This window comes from Chryseobacterium kimseyorum (genome assembly GCF_025971945.1).
Taxonomy (GTDB): Bacteria; Bacteroidota; Bacteroidia; order Flavobacteriales; family Weeksellaceae; genus Chryseobacterium; species Chryseobacterium kimseyorum.
Window position 1 is genome coordinate 379,923 of sequence record NZ_JAPDHW010000001.1, and the last position, 19,565, is coordinate 399,487.

At 34.5% G+C, this 19,565-nt stretch carries 24 protein-coding genes; 14 read left to right on the forward strand and 10 right to left on the reverse strand.

The features are described from left to right. Window positions 1–198: 198 nt before the first annotated feature. A complete protein-coding gene (locus OMO38_RS01850) occupies window positions 199–1,338 on the reverse strand; it encodes an acyl-CoA dehydrogenase family protein (RefSeq protein WP_264748544.1) in 1,140 nt (379 codons plus the stop codon). Window positions 1,339–1,673: 335 nt separating this feature from the next. Here OMO38_RS01850 and OMO38_RS01855 point away from each other — a divergent pair, with 335 nt between their 5' ends. The 4 genes from OMO38_RS01855 (at window position 1,674) to purF (ending at window position 5,315) form a co-directional block, all read left to right on the forward strand. Then, window positions 1,674–2,279, forward strand: coding sequence for a SatD family protein (locus tag OMO38_RS01855; RefSeq protein WP_264748545.1), 606 nt, complete (start codon window positions 1,674–1,676; stop codon window positions 2,277–2,279). 1 nt (window position 2,280) lies between these two features. After that, the gene (locus OMO38_RS01860; RefSeq protein WP_264748546.1) at window positions 2,281–2,976 is read left to right on the forward strand and encodes a DUF3307 domain-containing protein; all 696 of its coding nucleotides are present in this window, start codon (window positions 2,281–2,283) and stop codon (window positions 2,974–2,976) included. A 34-nt stretch (window positions 2,977–3,010) separates the two neighbouring features. Then, window positions 3,011–3,730, forward strand: a complete 720-nt coding sequence (purC, locus tag OMO38_RS01865) for a phosphoribosylaminoimidazolesuccinocarboxamide synthase (RefSeq protein WP_264748547.1) — start codon at window positions 3,011–3,013, stop codon at window positions 3,728–3,730. Window positions 3,731–3,815: 85 nt separating this feature from the next. Then, on the forward strand, window positions 3,816–5,315 hold the full coding sequence (gene purF, locus OMO38_RS01870; protein WP_264748548.1) for an amidophosphoribosyltransferase: 1,500 nt from the start codon (window positions 3,816–3,818) through the stop codon (window positions 5,313–5,315). 228 nt (window positions 5,316–5,543) lie between these two features. Here purF and OMO38_RS01875 read toward each other — a convergent pair whose 3' ends face one another. Beyond that, window positions 5,544–6,203: a porin family protein gene (locus tag OMO38_RS01875; protein WP_264748549.1), complete on the reverse strand. Its 660-nt coding sequence runs from the start codon at window positions 6,201–6,203 to the stop codon at window positions 5,544–5,546. A gap of 226 nt (window positions 6,204–6,429) precedes the next feature. After that, entirely contained in the window at window positions 6,430–7,476 is a 1,047-nt protein-coding gene (aroB, locus tag OMO38_RS01880; protein WP_264748550.1) for a 3-dehydroquinate synthase, read from the reverse strand. A gap of 390 nt (window positions 7,477–7,866) precedes the next feature. On the opposite strand from aroB, the gene OMO38_RS01885 reads away from it, so the two are divergent. Continuing rightward, window positions 7,867–8,826, forward strand: a complete 960-nt coding sequence (locus OMO38_RS01885; protein ID WP_264748680.1) for a pseudouridine synthase — start codon at window positions 7,867–7,869, stop codon at window positions 8,824–8,826. A gap of 67 nt (window positions 8,827–8,893) precedes the next feature. Here the strand turns inward: OMO38_RS01885 and OMO38_RS01890 are convergent, their stop codons facing one another. Beyond that, the gene (locus OMO38_RS01890; RefSeq protein ID WP_264748551.1) at window positions 8,894–10,039 is read right to left on the reverse strand and encodes a TlpA family protein disulfide reductase; all 1,146 of its coding nucleotides are present in this window, start codon (window positions 10,037–10,039) and stop codon (window positions 8,894–8,896) included. Window positions 10,040–10,173: 134 nt separating this feature from the next. Beyond that, on the reverse strand, window positions 10,174–10,779 hold the full coding sequence (gene pncA / locus OMO38_RS01895; RefSeq protein ID WP_264748552.1) for a bifunctional nicotinamidase/pyrazinamidase: 606 nt from the start codon (window positions 10,777–10,779) through the stop codon (window positions 10,174–10,176). A 362-nt stretch (window positions 10,780–11,141) separates the two neighbouring features. On the opposite strand from pncA, the gene OMO38_RS01900 reads away from it, so the two are divergent. The 6 genes from OMO38_RS01900 to OMO38_RS01925 all read left to right on the forward strand — a co-directional run bounded on the left by OMO38_RS01900 (window position 11,142) and on the right by OMO38_RS01925 (window position 14,967). Next, window positions 11,142–12,284, forward strand: coding sequence for a DEAD/DEAH box helicase (locus OMO38_RS01900; protein ID WP_264748553.1), 1,143 nt, complete (start codon window positions 11,142–11,144; stop codon window positions 12,282–12,284). Between the two features lie 141 nt (window positions 12,285–12,425). Then, entirely contained in the window at window positions 12,426–13,013 is a 588-nt protein-coding gene (locus OMO38_RS01905) for a hypothetical protein (protein ID WP_264748554.1), read from the forward strand. Continuing rightward, window positions 13,006–13,542 (forward strand): YfiT family bacillithiol transferase, encoded by a 537-nt coding sequence (locus tag OMO38_RS01910; RefSeq protein WP_264748555.1) that lies wholly within the window; start codon window positions 13,006–13,008, stop codon window positions 13,540–13,542. Before OMO38_RS01905 ends, OMO38_RS01910 begins: the two co-directional genes overlap by 8 nt. Then, window positions 13,536–13,997, forward strand: a complete 462-nt coding sequence (locus OMO38_RS01915) for a DUF1569 domain-containing protein (RefSeq protein WP_264748556.1) — start codon at window positions 13,536–13,538, stop codon at window positions 13,995–13,997. The genes OMO38_RS01910 and OMO38_RS01915 overlap by 7 nt, the downstream gene beginning before the upstream one ends. Beyond that, window positions 13,994–14,377: a bacillithiol system redox-active protein YtxJ gene (ytxJ, locus tag OMO38_RS01920; RefSeq protein ID WP_264748557.1), complete on the forward strand. Its 384-nt coding sequence runs from the start codon at window positions 13,994–13,996 to the stop codon at window positions 14,375–14,377. Before OMO38_RS01915 ends, ytxJ begins: the two co-directional genes overlap by 4 nt. Beyond that, window positions 14,374–14,967, forward strand: a complete 594-nt coding sequence (locus tag OMO38_RS01925; protein WP_264748558.1) for a Crp/Fnr family transcriptional regulator — start codon at window positions 14,374–14,376, stop codon at window positions 14,965–14,967. The genes ytxJ and OMO38_RS01925 overlap by 4 nt, the downstream gene beginning before the upstream one ends. Window positions 14,968–14,975: 8 nt before the next feature. Here OMO38_RS01925 and OMO38_RS01930 read toward each other — a convergent pair whose 3' ends face one another. Both OMO38_RS01930 and OMO38_RS01935 read right to left on the reverse strand, forming a co-directional pair. Beyond that, on the reverse strand, window positions 14,976–15,326 hold the full coding sequence (locus OMO38_RS01930) for a hypothetical protein (protein ID WP_264748559.1): 351 nt from the start codon (window positions 15,324–15,326) through the stop codon (window positions 14,976–14,978). 29 nt (window positions 15,327–15,355) lie between these two features. Further along, window positions 15,356–15,862, reverse strand: coding sequence for a pyridoxamine 5'-phosphate oxidase family protein (locus OMO38_RS01935; RefSeq protein WP_264748560.1), 507 nt, complete (start codon window positions 15,860–15,862; stop codon window positions 15,356–15,358). Window positions 15,863–16,225: 363 nt separating this feature from the next. Here OMO38_RS01935 and OMO38_RS01940 point away from each other — a divergent pair, with 363 nt between their 5' ends. Both OMO38_RS01940 and OMO38_RS01945 read left to right on the forward strand, forming a co-directional pair. Continuing rightward, window positions 16,226–16,840: a Crp/Fnr family transcriptional regulator gene (locus OMO38_RS01940; protein ID WP_264748561.1), complete on the forward strand. Its 615-nt coding sequence runs from the start codon at window positions 16,226–16,228 to the stop codon at window positions 16,838–16,840. Between the two features lie 27 nt (window positions 16,841–16,867). Continuing rightward, a complete protein-coding gene (locus OMO38_RS01945) occupies window positions 16,868–17,611 on the forward strand; it encodes an SDR family oxidoreductase (RefSeq protein WP_264748562.1) in 744 nt (247 codons plus the stop codon). Between the two features lie 43 nt (window positions 17,612–17,654). Here the strand turns inward: OMO38_RS01945 and OMO38_RS20300 are convergent, their stop codons facing one another. Next, a complete protein-coding gene (locus OMO38_RS20300; RefSeq protein ID WP_406567262.1) occupies window positions 17,655–17,759 on the reverse strand; it encodes a hypothetical protein in 105 nt (34 codons plus the stop codon). Window positions 17,760–17,765: 6 nt separating this feature from the next. Continuing rightward, on the reverse strand, window positions 17,766–18,248 hold the full coding sequence (locus OMO38_RS01950) for a Crp/Fnr family transcriptional regulator (protein WP_264748563.1): 483 nt from the start codon (window positions 18,246–18,248) through the stop codon (window positions 17,766–17,768). Window positions 18,249–18,601: 353 nt separating this feature from the next. Here OMO38_RS01950 and OMO38_RS01955 point away from each other — a divergent pair, with 353 nt between their 5' ends. Further along, complete coding sequence (locus OMO38_RS01955) at window positions 18,602–18,904, forward strand: helix-turn-helix transcriptional regulator (protein ID WP_264748564.1); 303 nt, start codon at window positions 18,602–18,604, stop codon at window positions 18,902–18,904. Window positions 18,905–18,907: 3 nt separating this feature from the next. Here OMO38_RS01955 and pdeM read toward each other — a convergent pair whose 3' ends face one another. Next, window positions 18,908–19,552 carry a ligase-associated DNA damage response endonuclease PdeM gene (gene pdeM, locus OMO38_RS01960; protein WP_264748565.1) on the reverse strand — a complete coding sequence of 215 codons (645 nt, stop codon included), beginning with the start codon at window positions 19,550–19,552 and terminating at the stop codon, window positions 18,908–18,910. Window positions 19,553–19,565: the final 13 nt, after the last annotated feature.

The following is a 19,565-nucleotide window of genomic DNA, read 5'->3' on the forward strand; positions in this document are numbered from 1 at the left end:
ATTTTGATTGTGGAATATCAAAGCTAATAAAATTTATATTACGAAAAACAAATTTTTTTAAGAAAATTTTAGACATTTAACACAAATCATTATGCAATACATTAAATATTCAGTAATATTTCCCTATTAAATGAAAATAGCATATGCGAAATGCATATGCTATCTGTTATTATAAGGTATCAGTAATCTGGAATGAAACTATTTTGTAATTTCTCTTCCGATAACTAATCTCTGAATTTCAGAAGTTCCTTCGCCAATTGTACAAAGCTTAGAATCTCTGTAGAATTTTTCAGCAGGGAAGTCCTTGGTGTAACCGTAACCTCCAAAAACCTGAACCGCGTTGTTAGAAATTCTTACACAAGCCTCAGAAGCATACAGTTTTGCCATTGCACCTTCTTTGGTCATTTTTTGCTTGGCGTTTTTCAAAGTAGAAGCTCTCTGAATTAGCAATTCTGCAGCATCGATTTCTGTAGCCATATCTGCCAACATAAAATTGATAGCCTGAAATTCAGAAATTGCCTTTCCGAACTGTTTTCTTTCCTGAGCATATTTCAAAGCAGCTTTGTAAGCTCCTCTTGCTGTTCCTAAACTTAGTGCAGCGATAGAAATTCTACCACCATCTAATATTTTCATTGCCTGCTTGAAACCTTCACCAACTTCTCCTAAACGGTGAGAGTCTGGTACACGAACATTATCAAAAATAAGTTCTGCAGTTTCAGAAGCACGCATTCCTAATTTATTCTCTTTTTTTCCTGAACTAAAACCAGCCATACCTTTTTCTAGAACGAAAGCGGTCGAATTATTCTTAGCACCAATTTCTCCAGTTCTGGTCATCACCACAGCAATATCTCCTGAAATGGCGTGAGTAATAAAGTTTTTCGCTCCGTTAATTACCCATTCGTCACCGTCCTTTACAGCCGTAGTTGACATACCGCCTGAATCAGATCCTGTATTGTGCTCAGTAAGTCCCCAAGCTCCGATTACTTTACCGGTAGCTAGCTGAGGAAGCCATTTGTTTCTCTGCTCTTCGTTTCCGAATTCGTAAATATGATTGGTACACAATGAATTGTGAGCTGCAACAGAAAGTCCAATTGAAGGATCTACCTGAGAAATTTCATCCAATATCGTTACATACTCATGATATCCCAAACCAGAACCACCATACTGCTCAGGAATTACGATTCCCATGAAACCCATATCTCCTAATTGATGAAACAATTCTTTAGGAAAAGTTTGACTTTCGTCCCATTCCATAATATTGGGTCTGATATTTTTCTCAGCAAATTCTTTTGCTGTTTCAGCTATCATTTTAATGTTGTTGATAGTTTCTGTATTCATATTAGATAATAGTTAGTGCCCAAAGATACTTAAATTGACGAAATACAAAAAAAAATTATCAACCGGATTACACTTTTCTCTTAATAATTTAATTGTCAATATTTTAAATTTAAAATTTCATTGTATTAGTGAGAAAATTGATACGATAGAGAGATGAAATTTTCACATTCACTGATATATGGTAAACATTTAAAATTTTAACATCTATGATCAATATCTGGAATTTATTTAATTATAATTTAATATTGATATAAGCAGATTCACTAATAATCAATATCTATAAGTGTATCTCCTTATAATTTTCACATATAAGTATTTATGCTTATATTTGCAAAATGATAGCGGTCATCACCGGTGATATTATAAATTCGCAACATGCAGACACTGAAGTTTGGATTACCAAACTAAAAAATCTTCTTGAAAAGTGGGGAAGTGCTCCACAGACGTGGGAAATCTACAGAGGAGATGAGTTTCAGTTCAAATGCAGTATAGATGATGTTTTCTGGCGTTTTCTAGCCATTAAATCTCTTATCAGAAGTCAGGAAAATTTAGACGTAAGAATAGCCATTGGCATCGGTGAGGAAAATTTCTCATCCGAAAAAATTACCGAATCCAACGGTACTGCCTATGTCAACTCTGGTAGATTATTAAATGATCTTAAAAGTGACGGTCACACGGTTTCTATTAAAACTTCCAACGATTCTCTGGATAGAGATCTCAATATTTTACTTAAATGGTCTTCGAAAGATTTTGATAGCTGGACGATGGCTACTGCCGAAATCATCCATGAGATGATTATGAATAATGATATTACCCAGGAAGATCTGGCCAAGAAATTTACTATCTCACAATCATCGGTAAGCCAAAGACTCAAGCGTGCAAACTACGATCTTATCGTAGAAACCAATCAATATTTTAGAAAGAAAATTTCAGAACTGTAACATGATTTTTATATTACTCATATTGGCACATCTACTCGGAGACTTTGTTCTCCAGCCAAACGCTTGGGTTGTTGATAAAGAAAGTAAAAAACTGAAAAGCAAATATTTGTATCTTCATGTTCTGATTCATACTGTTTTAAGTTTTATTTTTCTCTGGAATCTGGAACTGTGGTGGGTTGCGGCTTTGGTTGGAATAAGCCACTTCATCATTGACGCTGCTAAACTCAGTTTTCAGAATATTAAGACTAAAAAGAGATGGTTTTTTATCGATCAGATTCTTCATATTGGAGTAATTGCAGGAGTATCTTTTTATTTTAATGAGTTTAATTTTGAATTTTTAAAAACTCAGAACTTCCTAAAAATAGTGATGGCGATAGTGTTTTTGTCATCTCCATCATCCATTATCATTAAAACATTACTGTCTTCCTGGACACCTGCTCCGGAGACGCAGACCGGAATACAAACTGAATCTTTATCCAGTGCCGGAAAATATATAGGAATTTTAGAACGTTTGCTGGTTTTCACTTTTATTACCGTGAATCACTGGGAAGGCGTTGGTTTTATGGTCGCTGCAAAATCTGTTTTCAGATTCAGCGATCTTGCACAGGCAAAACAGAGAAAGCTGACAGAATATGTGCTCATCGGCACATTACTTAGCTTTGGAATGGCCGTTTTAACAGGAATTTTAATTAAATAATATAAATAAATCTAACTAATAAGACATTTAGAAAATGGAAAAGAAAGAAATGTTGTACGAAGGGAAAGCAAAACAAGTATTTGCTACCGATGATCCTGATCAAGTAGTCGTTCGTTTCAAAGATGACGCTACAGCATTTAATGCTCAAAAAAGAGGATCTGTAGATTTGAAAGGTGAAATGAACAACGCCATCACCACTCTTATTTTTGAATATTTAAATGAAAAAGGGATTAAAACTCATTTCATTAAACAATTGGACGAGAGAGAGCAATTGGTAAAAAAAGTATCTATCATTCCTTTGGAAATGGTGGTAAGAAACTATTCTGCGGGAAGTATGGCTCAAAGATTAGGAGTGGAAGAAGGAATTAAATCTCCGGTAACAATCTTCGACATCTGCTACAAAAAAGACGAATTGGGAGATCCACTTATCAACGATCACCATGCAGTTTTCTTAGGTGCAGCTACCTACGAAGAGCTTGATGAAATGTATGAACTAACTTCTGATATCAATGAAATTTTGATCGATTTATTCGATAAAATGAATATTATTTTAGTTGATTTCAAAATCGAACTGGGTAAAACTTCTGACGGTGAAATCATCCTGGCAGACGAAATTTCTCCGGATACCTGCAGACTTTGGGACAAGGATACGATGAAGAAACTGGATAAAGACAGATTCAGAAGAGATCTTGGTGAAGTAACAGAAGCTTACGTTGAGATCTACAACAGATTGAAAACTTTACTTAACAAGTAACTATGCTGGGTGTTGGATGTTGAAGGTGTGATGATTTTCACCCAACACCCGACATCTGACATCCAACAAATTTAGAAAAATAGAAATGAAAAGTTTAGACATTCATAAAAGTGAATATTTAAAACAGTTTGAGACTCAAACCTACGGACGTAATCTTTTCAGAACGCAGGAAGAAGAAAGGCTGGATGCTCCCAATGAGGAGTGCGGTATCTTCGGAATGTACTCAGACAATGATCTCGATACGTTTTCTCTTTCACAGTTCGGGCTTTTTGCATTGCAGCACAGAGGTCAGGAAGCTTGTGGTATTTCTGTTCTTAAAGACGGAAAAATCACCAATATGAAAGATGAAGGATTGGTTTTAGACGTTTATAAAGAGATCCCAGATCCTGAAACTTTTATGGGAAATTCTGCAATCGGTCACACCCGTTACACGACTGCAGGAGACAAAAAGAAATATAATTTTCAGCCATTTTTTGCCAAAAACGAATATGACCAGATTATACTTTCTATCGCTCACAACGGTAACTTAACCAATGCGAGAGAATTAAAAACAGAATTGGAAGCTGAAGGTGTAGTTTTCAGAGCTACTTCAGATTCTGAGGTTATTTTGAGATTAATTCAAAAAAATCTTGATTTAGGTCTTCGTGGAGCCATTAAAGCAACCATGGAAAAAATTGAAGGAGCATATTCTGTAGTTGGTATGACGAGAAATAAATTCTTCGCATTCCGAGATTTCAACGGAATCAGACCTCTGGTTTTGGGTGCAGTGGACGAAAAAACTTATGTGGTAGCTTCGGAATCTGTAGCGTTAGACGCTGTTGGAGCTCAATATGTGCGTGACATTCTTCCGGGAGAAATTATTTACACCAACGAAAATGAGCCCGGAAAACTGAATTCATACATGGTAAATGAAGAAAAAGGAAAGCAGAGAATCTGTTCATTTGAATATATCTACTTCGCAAGACCCGATTCTACACTAGAAAACATCAACGTGTACGAAATCAGAGAAAAATCTGGTGAGAAAATCTGGGAACAGGCTCCTGTAGAAGCTGATATTGTGATTGGCGTTCCGGATTCTGGAGTTCCGGCTGCGATTGGTTTTTCTAAAGCTTCGGGAATTCCTTTCCGTCCTGTTTTGATTAAAAACAGATATATTGGAAGAAGTTTCATCGTTCCGACTCAGGAAATGAGAGAAAGAGTGGTTAACCTTAAACTGAACCCGATTATTTCCGAGATCAAAGGTAAGAGAGTTGTTATTATCGACGATTCAATCGTTCGTGGAACAACTTCTAAACGTTTGGTTAAAATTTTGAAAGAAGCGGGTGTAAAGGAAATTCACTTCAGAAGTGTTTCTCCACCGATCATTGCACCATGTTACTTAGGAATTGATACACCGTCAAAAGACGATTTGATATCCGCAAATATGTCTACTGAACAGCTGAGAGATTATCTTGGTGTAGATTCATTAGAATTTTTGAGCACAGAAAATTTAAAGGTAATCTTAGGTTCTTCTAATCATTGTTTCGGATGCTTCACAGAAGAATATCCTGTTGCAAAAGGCGAAGAGATTGAATTATTCAGCTAAATTTTTAATAAATTAAAAATAAAAAAGGTCAGGCTTACATTAAGTCTGACCTTTTTATATGAAAGCGTTAGGGAATATTTAAATTTAAAAATAAACACACTGTAAACTTTTACAAAATTTTTAACCAATCTACCACGATTAAAAAAATAAGAATGTCTTTAAATAAAAATGTCAGACTTAATTGCTAAGTCTGACATTTCTTATTGAAATAAAATTTGTTTAAAATTCTTAGAATTTATAAGCTAAACCTACTTGGAAAACATTGTTTCTAATAGCGTCAGAACCATTTGGTCTGTCTTTAGCAATATCGGTAACACCGGCAACATATCTTGCAGTAAGACCTAAATTATCCGTGAAGTAATATCCTGCACCTAAACCTATACCCACATTGAAGGTATTCAATTGATCTTTATAATCTCCCGTAGTATTTAAAGGATCATTGTTGCTTTCGTTTTTCAATTTATTTTTAGCACTAACTAGGAAACCGAATTCTGGACCTGCCTCCACATATAAATTAGGAATAAAATTATATTGGAACATTACAGGAACTGCAACATAATCTAAATGTCTAGCGTAAGAAATTCTATCGTTTGAAATTGGAGCTCTGTAATCGTACTTGTCACCATACTGTGTATAAATAACCTCCGGCTGGATGCTGAACGATTCAGCTACTGGAATAGTTGCAAACACACCTGCGTTAAAACCAATTTTTGAACCTTGATCTTCTAATGATCCATCATCTGATAATGAAGATACGTTCATACCACCTTTAATACCGAATCTTACATCTGATGAGGACATTGATCTAGTTGTAGTAGTGGTCGTTGTTGTCTGAGCGAATGCTAATGAACCTGCAGTTACTGCTAGTCCTAAAATTAACTTTTTCATAACTTTAAATTTTTAATATTTACTATTTTTCTATTTTAAATTTCTGTCAATTTTCATTTTGACGAGTGGTATCTTTCAAATTGTCTGCCAAAACTCAAATTATAGGTTACTGATCAATATGACAGATATCATTAAATAGAAAATATAATATTAAATTACTGAAATACAACGCTTTATATTGTAGATATAAATAATATGCAACAAATAGCATTTGCATAAAAATGATCTAAAAATTACTCAGATTTTTATAATAATTTAAAGCTTTTTGAATGTTTTCTGTGGTGCACTGGTGATCAAAAATACAGGAACCAATTCCTGAAAGTAGGGAAAAATTGATTTTTGCATCTTCATTTTTCTTATCATTGAGTAATAAGGTAAAAATTTCTTCATCATTAAACTCAGTCAGATCAATGAATGAATAATATTTTTGAATGTTTTCTACAATTACTTCTGAATCTTCTTTCGAAATCAAACCTTCTAAATAAGATAAGTGACTTTCGCAAATCATTCCCAGCGCCACAGCTTCACCGTGAAGTATAGGATTTTCTTTTTCCAAACATAAACTTTCTATGGCATGGCCAATAGTATGACCAAAGTTCAGGGTTTTTCTTACATTTTTCTCATGAAAATCAAGATCTACAACCTGCTGTTTGATATCCATTGAGGTTTGAATGTGTGGTAAAACACCAACCACATCCAATTTCTGTAACTGAATTAAATTTTCCCAATGACCTTTGTCTGCAATCAGGCCATGTTTCAGCATTTCGGCAAAACCACTGCGAAGTTCTTTATAAGGAAGTGTCTCTAAAAACTGAGGATATACAAATATCTGCTCCGGAAAACTGAATGTACCCACCATATTTTTATAATGCATCAGATCGATCCCTGTTTTACCACCAATAGAAGCATCACACATCGATAGAAGAGTAGTTGGAATATTAATGAACTGAATTCCTCTCTTATAAGTGGAAGCAATAAAACCACCCATATCGGTAATAACGCCTCCGCCAAGATTGATGATCAGAGCTTTCCTGTCAGCCTGCATCTCGGTTAAAATTTCCCATAAATGATTGACCGTCTGAATATTTTTCATTTCCTCACCAGGCTCAACTTCCAGAATTTCGAAACTTATTTCAGTTTCTAAATTTCCCAAAAGTACAGGAAGACAATATTCATGAGTGTTTTCGTCGACAAGAATAAAGATTTTGCTGAATGTATTTTCGGTGAGAAAAGTATTGAGTTGAGAAAAATTTTGGTCTAAAAAAGTAATCATTTTTTGATTTTAAATTAAATTATTAAGCAAACAATTGTACAAAGTTATGATTCTTAATTTCTAACTCGTAACTAAATCACTATCTTTGCAAAAATATTTAGAATGAGCAGAGACAATAATAATTCAGGAAGACCTAAAAAACCGAGATCTTCAACAAGAAATTCGGACAGTCCTCGCTCTCCTAAATCTGGAAATTCTTCAGATTCAAAATCATTTAAAAAGCCATTTTCTAAAACTGGCGGAAGAAGTTTTGAGCCAAAAGATAGAAATGAAAACGGCCCATCAAAATTTGAGAAAAAGCCATTCAGCAGAAGTGATAGAGATACAGACAGCTCTAAACCTTTTTCGAAACCTGATTCTAGGAGATCTGATACCAGCTATGAGAGTCGAATGGAAAAAAAATATTCAAAAGCTGAGAAAGAACCATTTGTATCCCATGAAAGTGAAGAAAGATCAACTTTCAAAAAGACCAACTTCAAAAGAGGTGGTGATGGAAAAAACTTTGATACAAGAGGAAAATACGAAAGAGGAAGCTTAAAATACGGAAGAAGACCTGGCAGCGAAACTGACAGAGATGACGACAGAGCAAGATCTTTTGTACAGAAAAGAAGATTCAAGAAGGTTGAAAAAGATGTTCATAAAGATACAATTCGTCTTAATAAATACATCGCAAACTCAGGAATTTGCAGCAGGAGAGAAGCGGATGACTTGATCGTCCAAGGTTTGGTTGAAGTAAACGGAACCGTGGTTACCGAAATGGGTTACCAGGTTCAGAAAACGGATAAAGTAGTATTTGACGGACAGGGTATTACACCTGAGAAGCCTGTTTATGTACTTTTAAACAAGCCAAAAGGATATATTTCTACAACGAAAGATGACAAAGCAAGAAAAACCGTAATGGATTTGGTTGCCAATGCATCGCCATACAGACTTTTCCCGGTTGGAAGATTAGACCGTTCCACTACTGGAGTGATTCTTTTGACGAATGACGGTCACATGACCAAGAAGTTGACACATCCATCTTTTGATGCTAAAAAAATCTATCACGTAACTTTGGATAAGAAATTAACCAACGAAGACATGAAACTGATTATTGAAGGTATCCGTCTGGAAGAAGGTATTGCTGTTGTAGATCAGATTTCTTTCATTGAAGGGAAACCGAGAAATGAGATTGGAATGGAAATCCATATCGGTTGGAACCGGGTGATCAGAAGAATTTTCCAAAGATTAGGATACGAGGTTGAGGCATTAGACAGAGTAATGTTTGCAGGAATGACTAAGAAAAATATTAAAAGAGGACACTGGAGAATCCTTACAGATTTGGAGGTGAATAATCTAAAAATGCTTTAGAAAAAGCTTTTAGTTAAAACAAAAAGACGCAAAATAAATTTTTGCGTCTTTTTTATTGCATTGAAATTTATTTTAATTTGCTGATTAATAAAGAGGAAAGTTCTTTTTCAGAAATGTTTTTCGCGACAATATTACCATCTTTATCCAGCAAGTAGTTGGTAGGGAAGGAAGTGATTGTCCAGTCAGAAGATTGTTTTCCATCCTCGTCCCAATAGTTGTTCCATGGGATTTTAAATTTCTGAATAGTGATTTGAAGGTTGTTTTTATATTTCTTTTGATCAGTTGCAATTCCTACAATTTCAAAACCTTTTGATTTGTACTCAGAATAGAGTTGAACATAATTCGGCATTTGCTCAAGACACGGTTTACAGCTGCTGAACCAAAAATCTACCAGCGTATATTCAGCTTTCGGAAGTATAAATTCTGATGCAGGATTTTTAATATTTTTTATTTTTGAACCGGGGAATTTTTTGCCGATTTGAAAAACGCTTGCTTCTTTAATTGCCAGTCGCAGCGTTTCAGCCGTAGGTTTTGATTTTAAATCTGAGGATAAACGACTGAATATTTCATCATAAATTTTTGAGTAGCCATTTCTCTCAAATTTTTCTACCAATTTCCAAAGTGATACAAAAGAATTTGGATTGATCCTGACGAAGTTTAAAAGAATTGAATCTTCCTTTACACTTAGCTTATTCTCTGAACTTGTATATTGATCCCAAAACTCCTGAGGAACTTTTTCTTTATCGGGAATTTGCTCATATTCTTTCTGAGAGGCTTTCATAAAAGCATCCTTTTCCTTATTGTGGTTTTCGAAATACTTTTGAAATTTTAAAACTTCAGTTTTAATCAAGGTTTCATCATTAGTGACTTCGAAATTCTGAGGTAGGTTTTCTTTACCGACAACAATATTTTTAGTCTTAGAATTAATGAAAAAAGTATCACTGTTATAAAAAGAATTTTCAGTAATTCTATCCGCAAAAATATAAGCATAAGGAATATCTGCAGTTTGACTGGGAATGACAAACTCAAACTTTCCGCTGTCTACCGCTGCAGAATCTCTCATTTGATTTCCATTGTAGTATTTATTATTAAAAGCATTGACCATCAAAAGTTTGTACTTCATCGGTCTGTAGCTTTTTCCTGAAACTTTTATATTTTGACCGAAACAGATCACGTTGAGCAGAACAAAACTAGACAGGAGAATTTTTTTCACAGGTTTACGATTTAGTAAAATCAAATTTAAAAGTATTTTTGATTTCGTAATCACCAAAAAATTATAATTTTTTCACAAAAAAAGTTTTGAGCCCAAAAGATCCAAAACTTAATATTGAAAGTTAATTTTTAAGGTTACCCAAGGACAGTAACACCTTTCTGAATCATTTCATAAACAGCATCTTTACCGTTATCCGGTTTTACATTGACAGCTCGGGTTCCGTTGAAGTGAAGACAGGTAATATAACCATTAGCGACTGCGTCCGTTGCCGTAAATTTTACACAGTAGTCCATGGCCAAACCTACGATTTCAACCAGCTGGATATCGTGATATTTTAAGAAATCATCTAAGCCTGTTTTCATAAAATGATTGTTATCCTGAAAACCACTGTATGCATCAATTTCAGTATTTTTTCCTTTCTGTATAATGTGCGTCACCTTATCTCTGTTCAGATCTTTATGAAATTCTGCCCCGAAACTTCCTTCCACACAGTGATCTGGCCACATAAACTGTGGAACACCGTTTAAAATAATGCTTTCGCCAACTTTTCTGTTATTATTGCTTGCAAAACTTTTATGGTTGGCAGGGTGCCAGTCCTGAGTCAGAACAATTTGGTCATATTCATTTTCTTCCATCAGAGAATTGATGTAGGGAATTATTTCGTTTGCCTGTGGAACTGCCAAAGCTCCACCTTCGCAAAAATCATTCTGTACATCGACAATTATTAATGCTTTTTTCATATGTATTATTATGATTGAATTTTTATTCTTAATTAAAATCTAATACTCAAAAAATTATCCAAATCTTAAATATCGGACAAAACGGCATTCGCATGATGCTCCCGAAATTCGTTGGTTAAACTCTGATAGGCCATAATTTTGAAACAACTTCTTCGCTGTCACGATTTAGCAAAAGATAAATTTAAAATTTTTAAATATAAAACACTGCTGAAAATCTGTCGTTTTATTACAGCTTTAAGATAATTTAAACAGTAAAAACATGAGTACTTGGGTTCAACAACAATCAAGAATTTAAATTTAATAGATCTTCGGAACATTATACCAAATGTCAATAGCTTATCTTTGCAACAAATCAATATTTTATGTCATTTGAGTCGCTAGGATTATCAAGCAATATTATTCACTCCGTTAAAAAATTGGGTTATCTGAAGCCTTTTCCTATTCAGGAGCAGGCAATCCCTGTTATTCTTCAGGGAAAAGATTTGGTAGGAATCGCACAGACAGGTTCGGGAAAAACAGCCTGTTTTGTCATGCCAATTTTAGAAAAACTTCAGAATGCGGAACTTAAAAAAGACCGTAATGTTCAGGTTTTGGTATTGGTTCCTACGAGAGAATTGGCGATTCAGATCGATGAAGTTTTCAGAGCTTTTACAGAAAATCTGAAACGTGAAATTCGTACAATGGCTGTTTATGGTGGTGTTTCTATCAATCCTCAGATGAAAGGAATGTTCGGGGTAGAAGTTCTCATCGCAACACCCGGCCGTCTATTAGATTTAATTGACCACAATGCCTTGAGTATTTCCGGAATACAGCACTTGGTAATTGATGAAGCAGACAAAATGTTTCAGCTGGGCTTCGGGGATGAGATGAATAAAATTTTCGGGATGATGCCTGTCATGAAGCAGACGACATTATTTTCTGCGACTCTGGACGCTCAGGTTTCTGAAATGAAGAAACGTGTTTCCATGAATCCGGTGCTTATTGAAATTAAAAAAGAAGAAGTTGAAATTGATCACATTGAGCAGGTAGCTTATCACGTTGCTCCGGAAAATAAAGGTCCGTTTTTAAGATATTTAATCAAAGAAAAGATGATTGAGAAAGCATTAATCTTTGTTTCATCAACAAAATCTGCCGATAATTTAGTTGAAAAACTTAAAAAAAATAAAATCAAGGCAGTCGCTATTCACAGTCAGAAATCTCAGGGTGCCAGAAGAAATAATTTAGAAGAATTTAAAGTAAACGGTGCTCAGATTTTGGTGGCTACTGATCTAATAGGACGTGGTATTCACATTGAATCTTTACCCTGTGTGATTAATTATGAATTGCCACGCTCGCCTTTAGATTACATTCACAGAATTGGTAGAACAGGTCGTGCCGGTGAAAAAGGAACCGCCATTAATATTTTGACGGATGACGAATTACAGCATTTTCGGGTGATCCAGAAGAAAATGGGAAAGAAAGTGACTTTACAGAGAACGGAAGGTTTAGATCTTCACGGATACTAGCAATTTTTTTAAGAAATCAAAGCTTCAAATTTATCGATGAGAAGCTTTTTTTATGTTTGAATTTCTCGATTTTTTGATAAATTTACAAGCATTAAAACTGATAAAATTCAGCTGATCCACATATCTCAGAATTTGATACTCATGAAAGAATTTACCATTGTCCGTGGATTGTTAGATAACAGAAAACGACAGTTGATCTTAGATAAAAACTTTATTCAATTTGAAAATAAGAATCGAAAGAATGACCTTTTTACAATTATTAAAAAAGAAGATATTGTCGGAGTACGATATGGAATTCAGTTTATCAATGGGTATAGGTTTTATATTGGAAGAGAGTATCTGATCTATATTAAAACCATATCACAGGGAGAGATAAAGATTAATTTTAAACTTTTTTACGGGAGAAAACTCAATGAAAAACATCAGCTTTTTTGCGACCTTGTCGATGAATTATGGTATTGTTATCTCAATGATCTGTCACAAGATTATCTTGACAAAATCAACCGAGCTGAGAATTTTGAACTGTGCGGAGTTCAGTTTTTAACAGGTAAAATAAAATTAAACAATAAAGAATTATTATTTGAAAATATTGAAATCGAGGCTTACAAACATTACTATGTGATTTATTCTAAGCAAGACCGATATCATAATAAGATGCTTTATTATTTGAAAGATGAAAATGCTGTAATTCTATCAGACCTCATAAACATCATAAAAAGCCATGAATAATACAGACACTCATAAATTTCCTATTGGAGATTTTCAGGAAAGTGACACCGGTTGCGACGTTGAACTGGACAGCCATATCAAAGTCATTAAAAACTTTCCCGAAAAATTAAAAAAGCTCATTGAAGATTTTTCTGATGATCAGTTAGATACTCCTTACTGGGAAGGAGGCTGGACAGTAAGACAGCTTGTCAATCATTTGGCAGACAGCCATGCAAACAGCTTTATCCGTTTTAAATTAGCCTTAACCGAAGAGAACCCAACGATCAAACCGTATGATGAAGCTAAGTGGGCCGAACTTCAGGACAGTCTGAATATGCCTGTAAAACCAGCCATGAGGATGCTGAAAGGGATTCATCAAAGATGGTATGTTTTACTGAAAACACTCACCAACAAACAGTTTGAAAGAACGTTTCGTCATCCCGAAAAAAATAACGACCACAATTTGAGATATTATTTGGCACTGTATTCGTGGCATTGTAATCATCATTATGCACATATACAAAACTTAAAGAAACTAAAAGGTTGGTAAAAAAAAGTCTTCACAACAGAAAAGATTTTGACGAAATTCTCTTAAGAATTTCTAATCTTTCAGAAAACTCCCAGAGAAAATGGGGTAAGATGGATGTCGCCCAAATGCTGACACACTGTGAACTAATTTTACAGGTACCTTTAAAAAAAATCTTTCTTCCTAAAACCAATTTCCTGGTCCGTGCGATAGGAGTGATGACTAAAAAAGAAATTCAGCTTTTTAATAATGGAATTCCACCAAATATGCCGAGTTTTCAAAAAGTAATCGTTAATTTTGACTGTAACTTTGTGGTAGCGAAAAGCAATCTTCAAAAGACCCTTAGCGACTATGTTCAGGCGTATGAGAAGCATGATTTGCCCGGTGATCACGCACTTTTTGGCAAGATGACAGAACAGGATTGGGGATTTTTAGAGTACAAGCACCTCAATCATCATTTGAAACAATTTAATGTATGAGTTTTTTTGATAAAATATTTGGCGGAAAACAGGAAGAAACTGAGTCAAAATCTTTTTGGAACTTAATAGAGTCTGAAAAAGATCTGGAGGAAGCAATAAAAAAATCGCATTCTGGAAAGGTTGCAATTTTTAAACATTCTACGAGCTGTTTTATCAGTAAAACAGTTTTGAGAAATTTCGAAAAAGAGATCGCTGAAGCTGAAGAAACCGGAGCTACATTTTATTTTTTAGATCTTTTAGCACACAGAGATATTTCCAATAAAATTGCTGAAGATTTCGGTATAAGACATGAGAGTCCACAACTGATTGTAATCGAAAACGGAAATGAGATCAATAATGCATCACATCAGGATATCACTTTAAGCCAGATCACCTTATGAGCAATATGACCAATTATTTAGCAAAAGTTTTTGAAGTTCCTGCGGAAAGATTAAGCCTTTGCACTGTACAGTATGAGACAAAAAAAGTTTCTAAGGGTGAGCTCCTGTTGCAATATGGTGAAGTGTGTCGAAATACTTTTTTTGTGGAAAGGGGACTTTTAAGAATGTTTTCGATTGATAAGAATGGTAAGGAACATATTATTCAGTTTGCCCCTGAAAACTGGCTGATTGGTGACCGAAGCAGTTTGTACTTCAGTGAAAAATCAAATTATTATATTGAAGCGGTAGAAGACTCTGAGGTTTCAGTTTTGCAGCGTGATTTTTTCAATAAGCTTTTGGAAGAATTCCCCAACAGTATCGAAAAGAACGATTTGATTCTTCAAAAGCACGTAAAGAGCTTGCAGGATCGCATCAATTCTTTACTGGGAGAAACGGCCGAAGAAAGATATTTAAAATTCATTAAAATGTACCCTGACCTGTTACTCAGAGTACCTCAATGGATGGTTGCATCGTACCTAGGAATTACACCAGAAAGTCTGAGCCGTGTAAGAAAAGAATTGGCGAGGAAGAATTTTATTACAGATAAATAATTGATCAGTCAATCTGCATTTAAAATATTCACAAGCCTGTTTAGATATTCCTGTTCCATCATCACTTTTTCAAACGATTTTTTTGCAAAAACAGGGCAGACCTGTTTATTTGAGTTGTGATGGAGATTGATGTCATTTTCTACAAAACCATCAAAATTCAACGCATATTCTTTGATAAATTTATCAATAGTATTTCTCTTAATCTCACAGAGTGTACTATTCTGAATTTTTTGCAGAGAAGTCAGAATGAAAGATTTATCACCCGTAAAATTGATGATATTGGTGATGAACTTTAAGTTTTCGTATGGCATGCTGCTCATCTCCTGGCGAACAGCATGCGGTTGGTCTTCAAAAATCATAGCTTCATAGTTTTTTATGGTTTATTAATTTAGATGGAAGCTGTACCCTCAACTCCGTCTGAATTATCGGTTTTATTACCGGTAACTGCTGCAGCAACAAAACTTAGCATACTTACTAATTTTCCTGCTTTAGTATCCCAATAATAGCTTTCCTTAGGCTCAACTCTAATGATTGAAACGTTAGGATCGTCCTTCCCATCAAACCATGCATTTGCCATAGCAGACCATTTTTCTTCAATGGTAGATTTATCTTTATAAATTGAAGCTTCCCCGAAAATTGAAAGATATTCTGAATCACTGTTGTTCATAAAAAACAGCTGAACTCTACGGTCATCTTTAATTTCAAAGTTTTTATTACTTGCCTCGCTGCTGATAAACCAAAGATTCCCTTCATCATCCGTTTCCTGAAGTCCCATTGGTCTTGAAGTAATCGGCAATGTCTCAAGGTCTGTAGCAAACATACAGATACTTGCTTTTTCTGAAAGTTCTTTGATTTTTTTAATAGCCTCGCTGTGCGTTAAATTCTCTGTTGACATAATATTAATATTTAAGTGTGATTGTAATAAAAAAAGAGAAGTGGTCATTTCTCTTGGTGCAGAAAATATTCTGTTAGAAATTCAACTTCAAAAACCTAACCAAAAATTTAAAAACACTTTAAAAATAAAAAAAAATTAAATAATTTAGAAAATACAATATAGATTACAAAATAATTACTAAATTATGATTCCAATCACAAAATAAAAACATTTTTATTTTGATGATATGTCAAATATTTTAAATTTCATTGGGGTTCCATGTAACAGAAAGAATACACATACCTTTTTGAAGTGAGGACTCTGCTGGAACAGCATTTGGCATAAATTGTGTCATAAAATTCGAATAAAACTATTAAAAATGATATGAAAACTATTAGCTGCACAAAACTAGATGAAGATCTCTTAAAATCTTTTGGAGGTGAAATAAAAGCGTTCAAAGAAGGTGACAAAATTTTTCAACAGGGCGAAGTTCCGATGTTTTATTTTCAAATCATCGAGGGCAAAGTAAAAGAAAATAATCAGGATACGGAAGGAAGAGAATTTATACATAATATTTTGGGCTCAGGCCAGAGTTTTGGAGATTCTATGCTATTTATTGATAAGAGATATCCCATCAATGCCGAAGCCATCACCGACTGCAGAGTTATAAGACTTCCCAAACCGAATTTCCTTAATCTTTTAGAAAAACACCCGGAAACATCTGTTCAAATCAACTCGTGTATGTCACAAAGAATGCATTATCAATTTATAATGATGCAGAATCTGGCTTCCAACGATCCGGCTGTAAGACTTACCGGATTACTGGAATATCTTAAGAGTTTTCACAGCGACGACGTTCCGTTATCTTTTCAGGTACAGCTTACGAGACAACAGATCGCAAATCTTACCGGTCTTCGTGTAGAGACCGTAATCAGAACCATCAAAAAGATGGAGAAAGACCATACAGTAAAAATTAATAACAGGAAAATTTTCTTTTGATTAATAAAAAAATAAAAGCGTAGAATAATGCAGTTAGAAAACAAATCAGTGCTCATCACAGGAGCAGACAGTGGTATAGGGAAGGCGGTAGCATTACTTTTCGCTAAAGAAGGTGCCAACATTGCAATTGCTTACCACAGTGATGAAGATGGTGCGAAAAAAGTAATGAATGAAATTATTGCGAAGGGTAGAAAATCGATCATCGTACAGGGAGACGTCAATGATTCAAATTTCTGTAAAGAGGCAGTGGAAAAAACTGTATCAACCTTCGGGAACCTTGATATTTTGATTAACAATGCAGGAACTCAGTTTCCTTCAGATAATATTGAAAATCTGGATGAAGAGAATATAAGAACGACCTTCAATTCAAATATCATCGGGATGATCTTAATGACAAAAGCAGCATTTCCTCATTTAAAAATGGGAGGTTCTGTTCTCAACACAACGTCTGCAACTGCTTACCAAGGTCATGAAGAGCTTTTAGATTATTCAGCAACCAAGGGAGCGATTGTTTCATTTACAAGATCTTTGGCATTACAGGCTAAACCGAAAGGAATACGTGTGAATGCGGTCGCACCAGGACCTGTAGCAACGCCATTGACAGAAAAAACTTTTGGTGATGAGGAAGAAGATGATTCGAAGCCACCTTTGGAGCGCAATGCAACTGAAGAAGAAATCGCGCCAAGTTATTTATTTTTGGTTTCCGAACAGGCTGCGCAAATAACCGGGCAGGTTTTGCATCCCAATGGCGGAATCATTATTAGTGGTTAATAGGCAACATATTCTAAAAATAAATCAGAACAGAAAGATTTGATTAATATAAAATCTTTCTGTTCTCTATTCTAAGGATCTCATTTTTCTCCATATTTTTTATAACACGGATAACTGTTTCAACACTCAATCCTGCTAATGAAGCCAATTGCTGTCAAGTGAAAGGTATCTGATAGGAATACGGACTGTGATTCTGATGATTTCCTTTAAGATAATTCATAATTGTGATCAGCCTGTTTTCGGGACTTTGAAACGACATGGTCTGCATCATAATATAATTATAATGCATATTTTCTGAAATAAAAGGAAGTACCTTTTCGTAAAGCTCCGGATTTTGTTTTAACAGATTGAAATAACTTTTCTTCGGTAGGCGAAGCACTCTGCACTCTTCAAATGCAACCGCATTTACAGGATAAGGTTTGTCGGTAAAAAGCGCGGTGACGACGGGACTTCCACCGGTATCTACAATTCCCTGAATAAATTCTTTTCCCTGATCATTATAATTATTGATCTTTATTTTTCCCTCCACAATCTGAAAATAGTAAGATGGTGTGTCTCCTTCTGCAAATAGTAACTGATTGGTTTCGAAATTTTTATAATCTGCACCACAGGAAAGCAGAACATCTTCAATAATCATAGATTTAAATAGATAAAATTTTAATAATAGATCCTTCCCACCTTTTCAAAACAGCTTTAAACAGGGTAGTTTTAATCAGATGTAAAGAAAAAATAATTTTTATTAAAAGTGAATTAATATGCTACCACACGGATACCACATTATTGAGCACTAAACGAAAGATATTTTAGCGTAAAATGATTACAATCATAAAAAGTCACTGTTTTAATCTAATATATTTGATAAAAGTTTCAATGCCTACCTGCGAAAAATCAGGTAAAGAATTGAGAGACAGTGCCTCATGCAACATTGTTTTCAAAAAGAATAATCATCTATGAGGACATTTGATAATAAAAATTTAATAGCACAAGAATATGAAGAATATAGCAGAAGATGAAATTATAAGATTAGCAAAAGAAAATTCTCCGCGTCTTTTGAGCAAATTTAAAATTTTATATCCTGAATTTTTTGAGAAATTGGCGCAGATACAGTCAAATCTTCAGAATTCTGAGCTAATCTTCTGTATCTATTTGAAATTAAATTTAACAACAAAAGAAATTGCGACTTACACTTTTGTTACTCCAAAAGCTGTTCAGAACAGAAAAAACAGGATTAGAAAAAAGCTCAATATTGCATCGACAGTTGATATTTACAAATGGTTTGATGAAAATTTATAGGGTTTAAATCTCATAAATATCAGAATCTGTAAAGACAAAGTACATCCCTTTTTTAGGGATGTTTTTTGTATCAAGACCTGTGAATTCGCTAAATGCAGGTAGCAATAACTGTTTTGAAGTCTGGGCGAAACAGGGGAGTTTTATTCTTTTTACAGGAGAATTAATAACAAAACCCGGATGAATATGTCCCGTAATCTGAAATTTAGGGTTCGAACGGTCAAAGTCGTGGACAAAAGCAATGTCATCAATTTCCAAAGAAGCACTTCTCGAATCCAAACATAATTTCTTCTCTAAAGTTTTCGAAATCCTGTCGTGATTGCCTTCTACGAGACAGAACTTAATCTCTGGATATTGATTTTGCCACGCGCAAAATTCATCAACATCCGAATTATTTCCGGCGTGCAATAAATCGCCAACGATAATAAATTTATCGGGCTGAAAATTTTCAATTAAAATAGATAAACGCTCCAAATCATTTTTCATAATATGATTCGCCAAAGCAATTCCGTTTTTACGAAAATGAGCGGTTTTTCCGATATGTAAATCTGAAAAAATTAAGGCTTTTTCTTTTTCCCAGTATAGCGCGCGTTGATTAGTTAAGGTAAAAATTTCGTTATGTATCGTAATATCTTTAGTCGCTATATTCATTTAAATTTATCAT

Excerpts from the sequence above, each read along its gene's own strand:
- OMO38_RS01850 (WP_264748544.1), bottom strand. The coding sequence starts at position 1,338 with ATGAATACAGAAACTATCAACAACATTAAAATGATAGCTGAAACAGCA.
- OMO38_RS01855 (WP_264748545.1), top strand. The coding sequence starts at position 1,674 with ATGATAGCGGTCATCACCGGTGATATTATAAATTCGCAACATGCAGAC.
- OMO38_RS01860 (WP_264748546.1), top strand. The coding sequence starts at position 2,281 with ATGATTTTTATATTACTCATATTGGCACATCTACTCGGAGACTTTGTT.
- purC (WP_264748547.1), top strand. The coding sequence starts at position 3,011 with ATGGAAAAGAAAGAAATGTTGTACGAAGGGAAAGCAAAACAAGTATTT.
- purF (WP_264748548.1), top strand. The coding sequence starts at position 3,816 with ATGAAAAGTTTAGACATTCATAAAAGTGAATATTTAAAACAGTTTGAG.
- OMO38_RS01875 (WP_264748549.1), bottom strand. The coding sequence starts at position 6,203 with ATGAAAAAGTTAATTTTAGGACTAGCAGTAACTGCAGGTTCATTAGCA.
- aroB (WP_264748550.1), bottom strand. The coding sequence starts at position 7,476 with ATGATTACTTTTTTAGACCAAAATTTTTCTCAACTCAATACTTTTCTC.
- OMO38_RS01885 (WP_264748680.1), top strand. The coding sequence starts at position 7,867 with ATGGAAAAAAAATATTCAAAAGCTGAGAAAGAACCATTTGTATCCCAT.
- pncA (WP_264748552.1), bottom strand. The coding sequence starts at position 10,779 with ATGAAAAAAGCATTAATAATTGTCGATGTACAGAATGATTTTTGCGAA.
- OMO38_RS01900 (WP_264748553.1), top strand. The coding sequence starts at position 11,142 with ATGTCATTTGAGTCGCTAGGATTATCAAGCAATATTATTCACTCCGTT.
- OMO38_RS01905 (WP_264748554.1), top strand. The coding sequence starts at position 12,426 with ATGAAAGAATTTACCATTGTCCGTGGATTGTTAGATAACAGAAAACGA.
- OMO38_RS01910 (WP_264748555.1), top strand. The coding sequence starts at position 13,006 with ATGAATAATACAGACACTCATAAATTTCCTATTGGAGATTTTCAGGAA.
- ytxJ (WP_264748557.1), top strand. The coding sequence starts at position 13,994 with ATGAGTTTTTTTGATAAAATATTTGGCGGAAAACAGGAAGAAACTGAG.
- OMO38_RS01925 (WP_264748558.1), top strand. The coding sequence starts at position 14,374 with ATGAGCAATATGACCAATTATTTAGCAAAAGTTTTTGAAGTTCCTGCG.
- OMO38_RS01930 (WP_264748559.1), bottom strand. The coding sequence starts at position 15,326 with ATGATTTTTGAAGACCAACCGCATGCTGTTCGCCAGGAGATGAGCAGC.
- OMO38_RS01935 (WP_264748560.1), bottom strand. The coding sequence starts at position 15,862 with ATGTCAACAGAGAATTTAACGCACAGCGAGGCTATTAAAAAAATCAAA.
- OMO38_RS01940 (WP_264748561.1), top strand. The coding sequence starts at position 16,226 with ATGAAAACTATTAGCTGCACAAAACTAGATGAAGATCTCTTAAAATCT.
- OMO38_RS01945 (WP_264748562.1), top strand. The coding sequence starts at position 16,868 with ATGCAGTTAGAAAACAAATCAGTGCTCATCACAGGAGCAGACAGTGGT.
- OMO38_RS01950 (WP_264748563.1), bottom strand. The coding sequence starts at position 18,248 with ATGATTATTGAAGATGTTCTGCTTTCCTGTGGTGCAGATTATAAAAAT.
- OMO38_RS01955 (WP_264748564.1), top strand. The coding sequence starts at position 18,602 with ATGAAGAATATAGCAGAAGATGAAATTATAAGATTAGCAAAAGAAAAT.
- pdeM (WP_264748565.1), bottom strand. The coding sequence starts at position 19,552 with ATGAATATAGCGACTAAAGATATTACGATACATAACGAAATTTTTACC.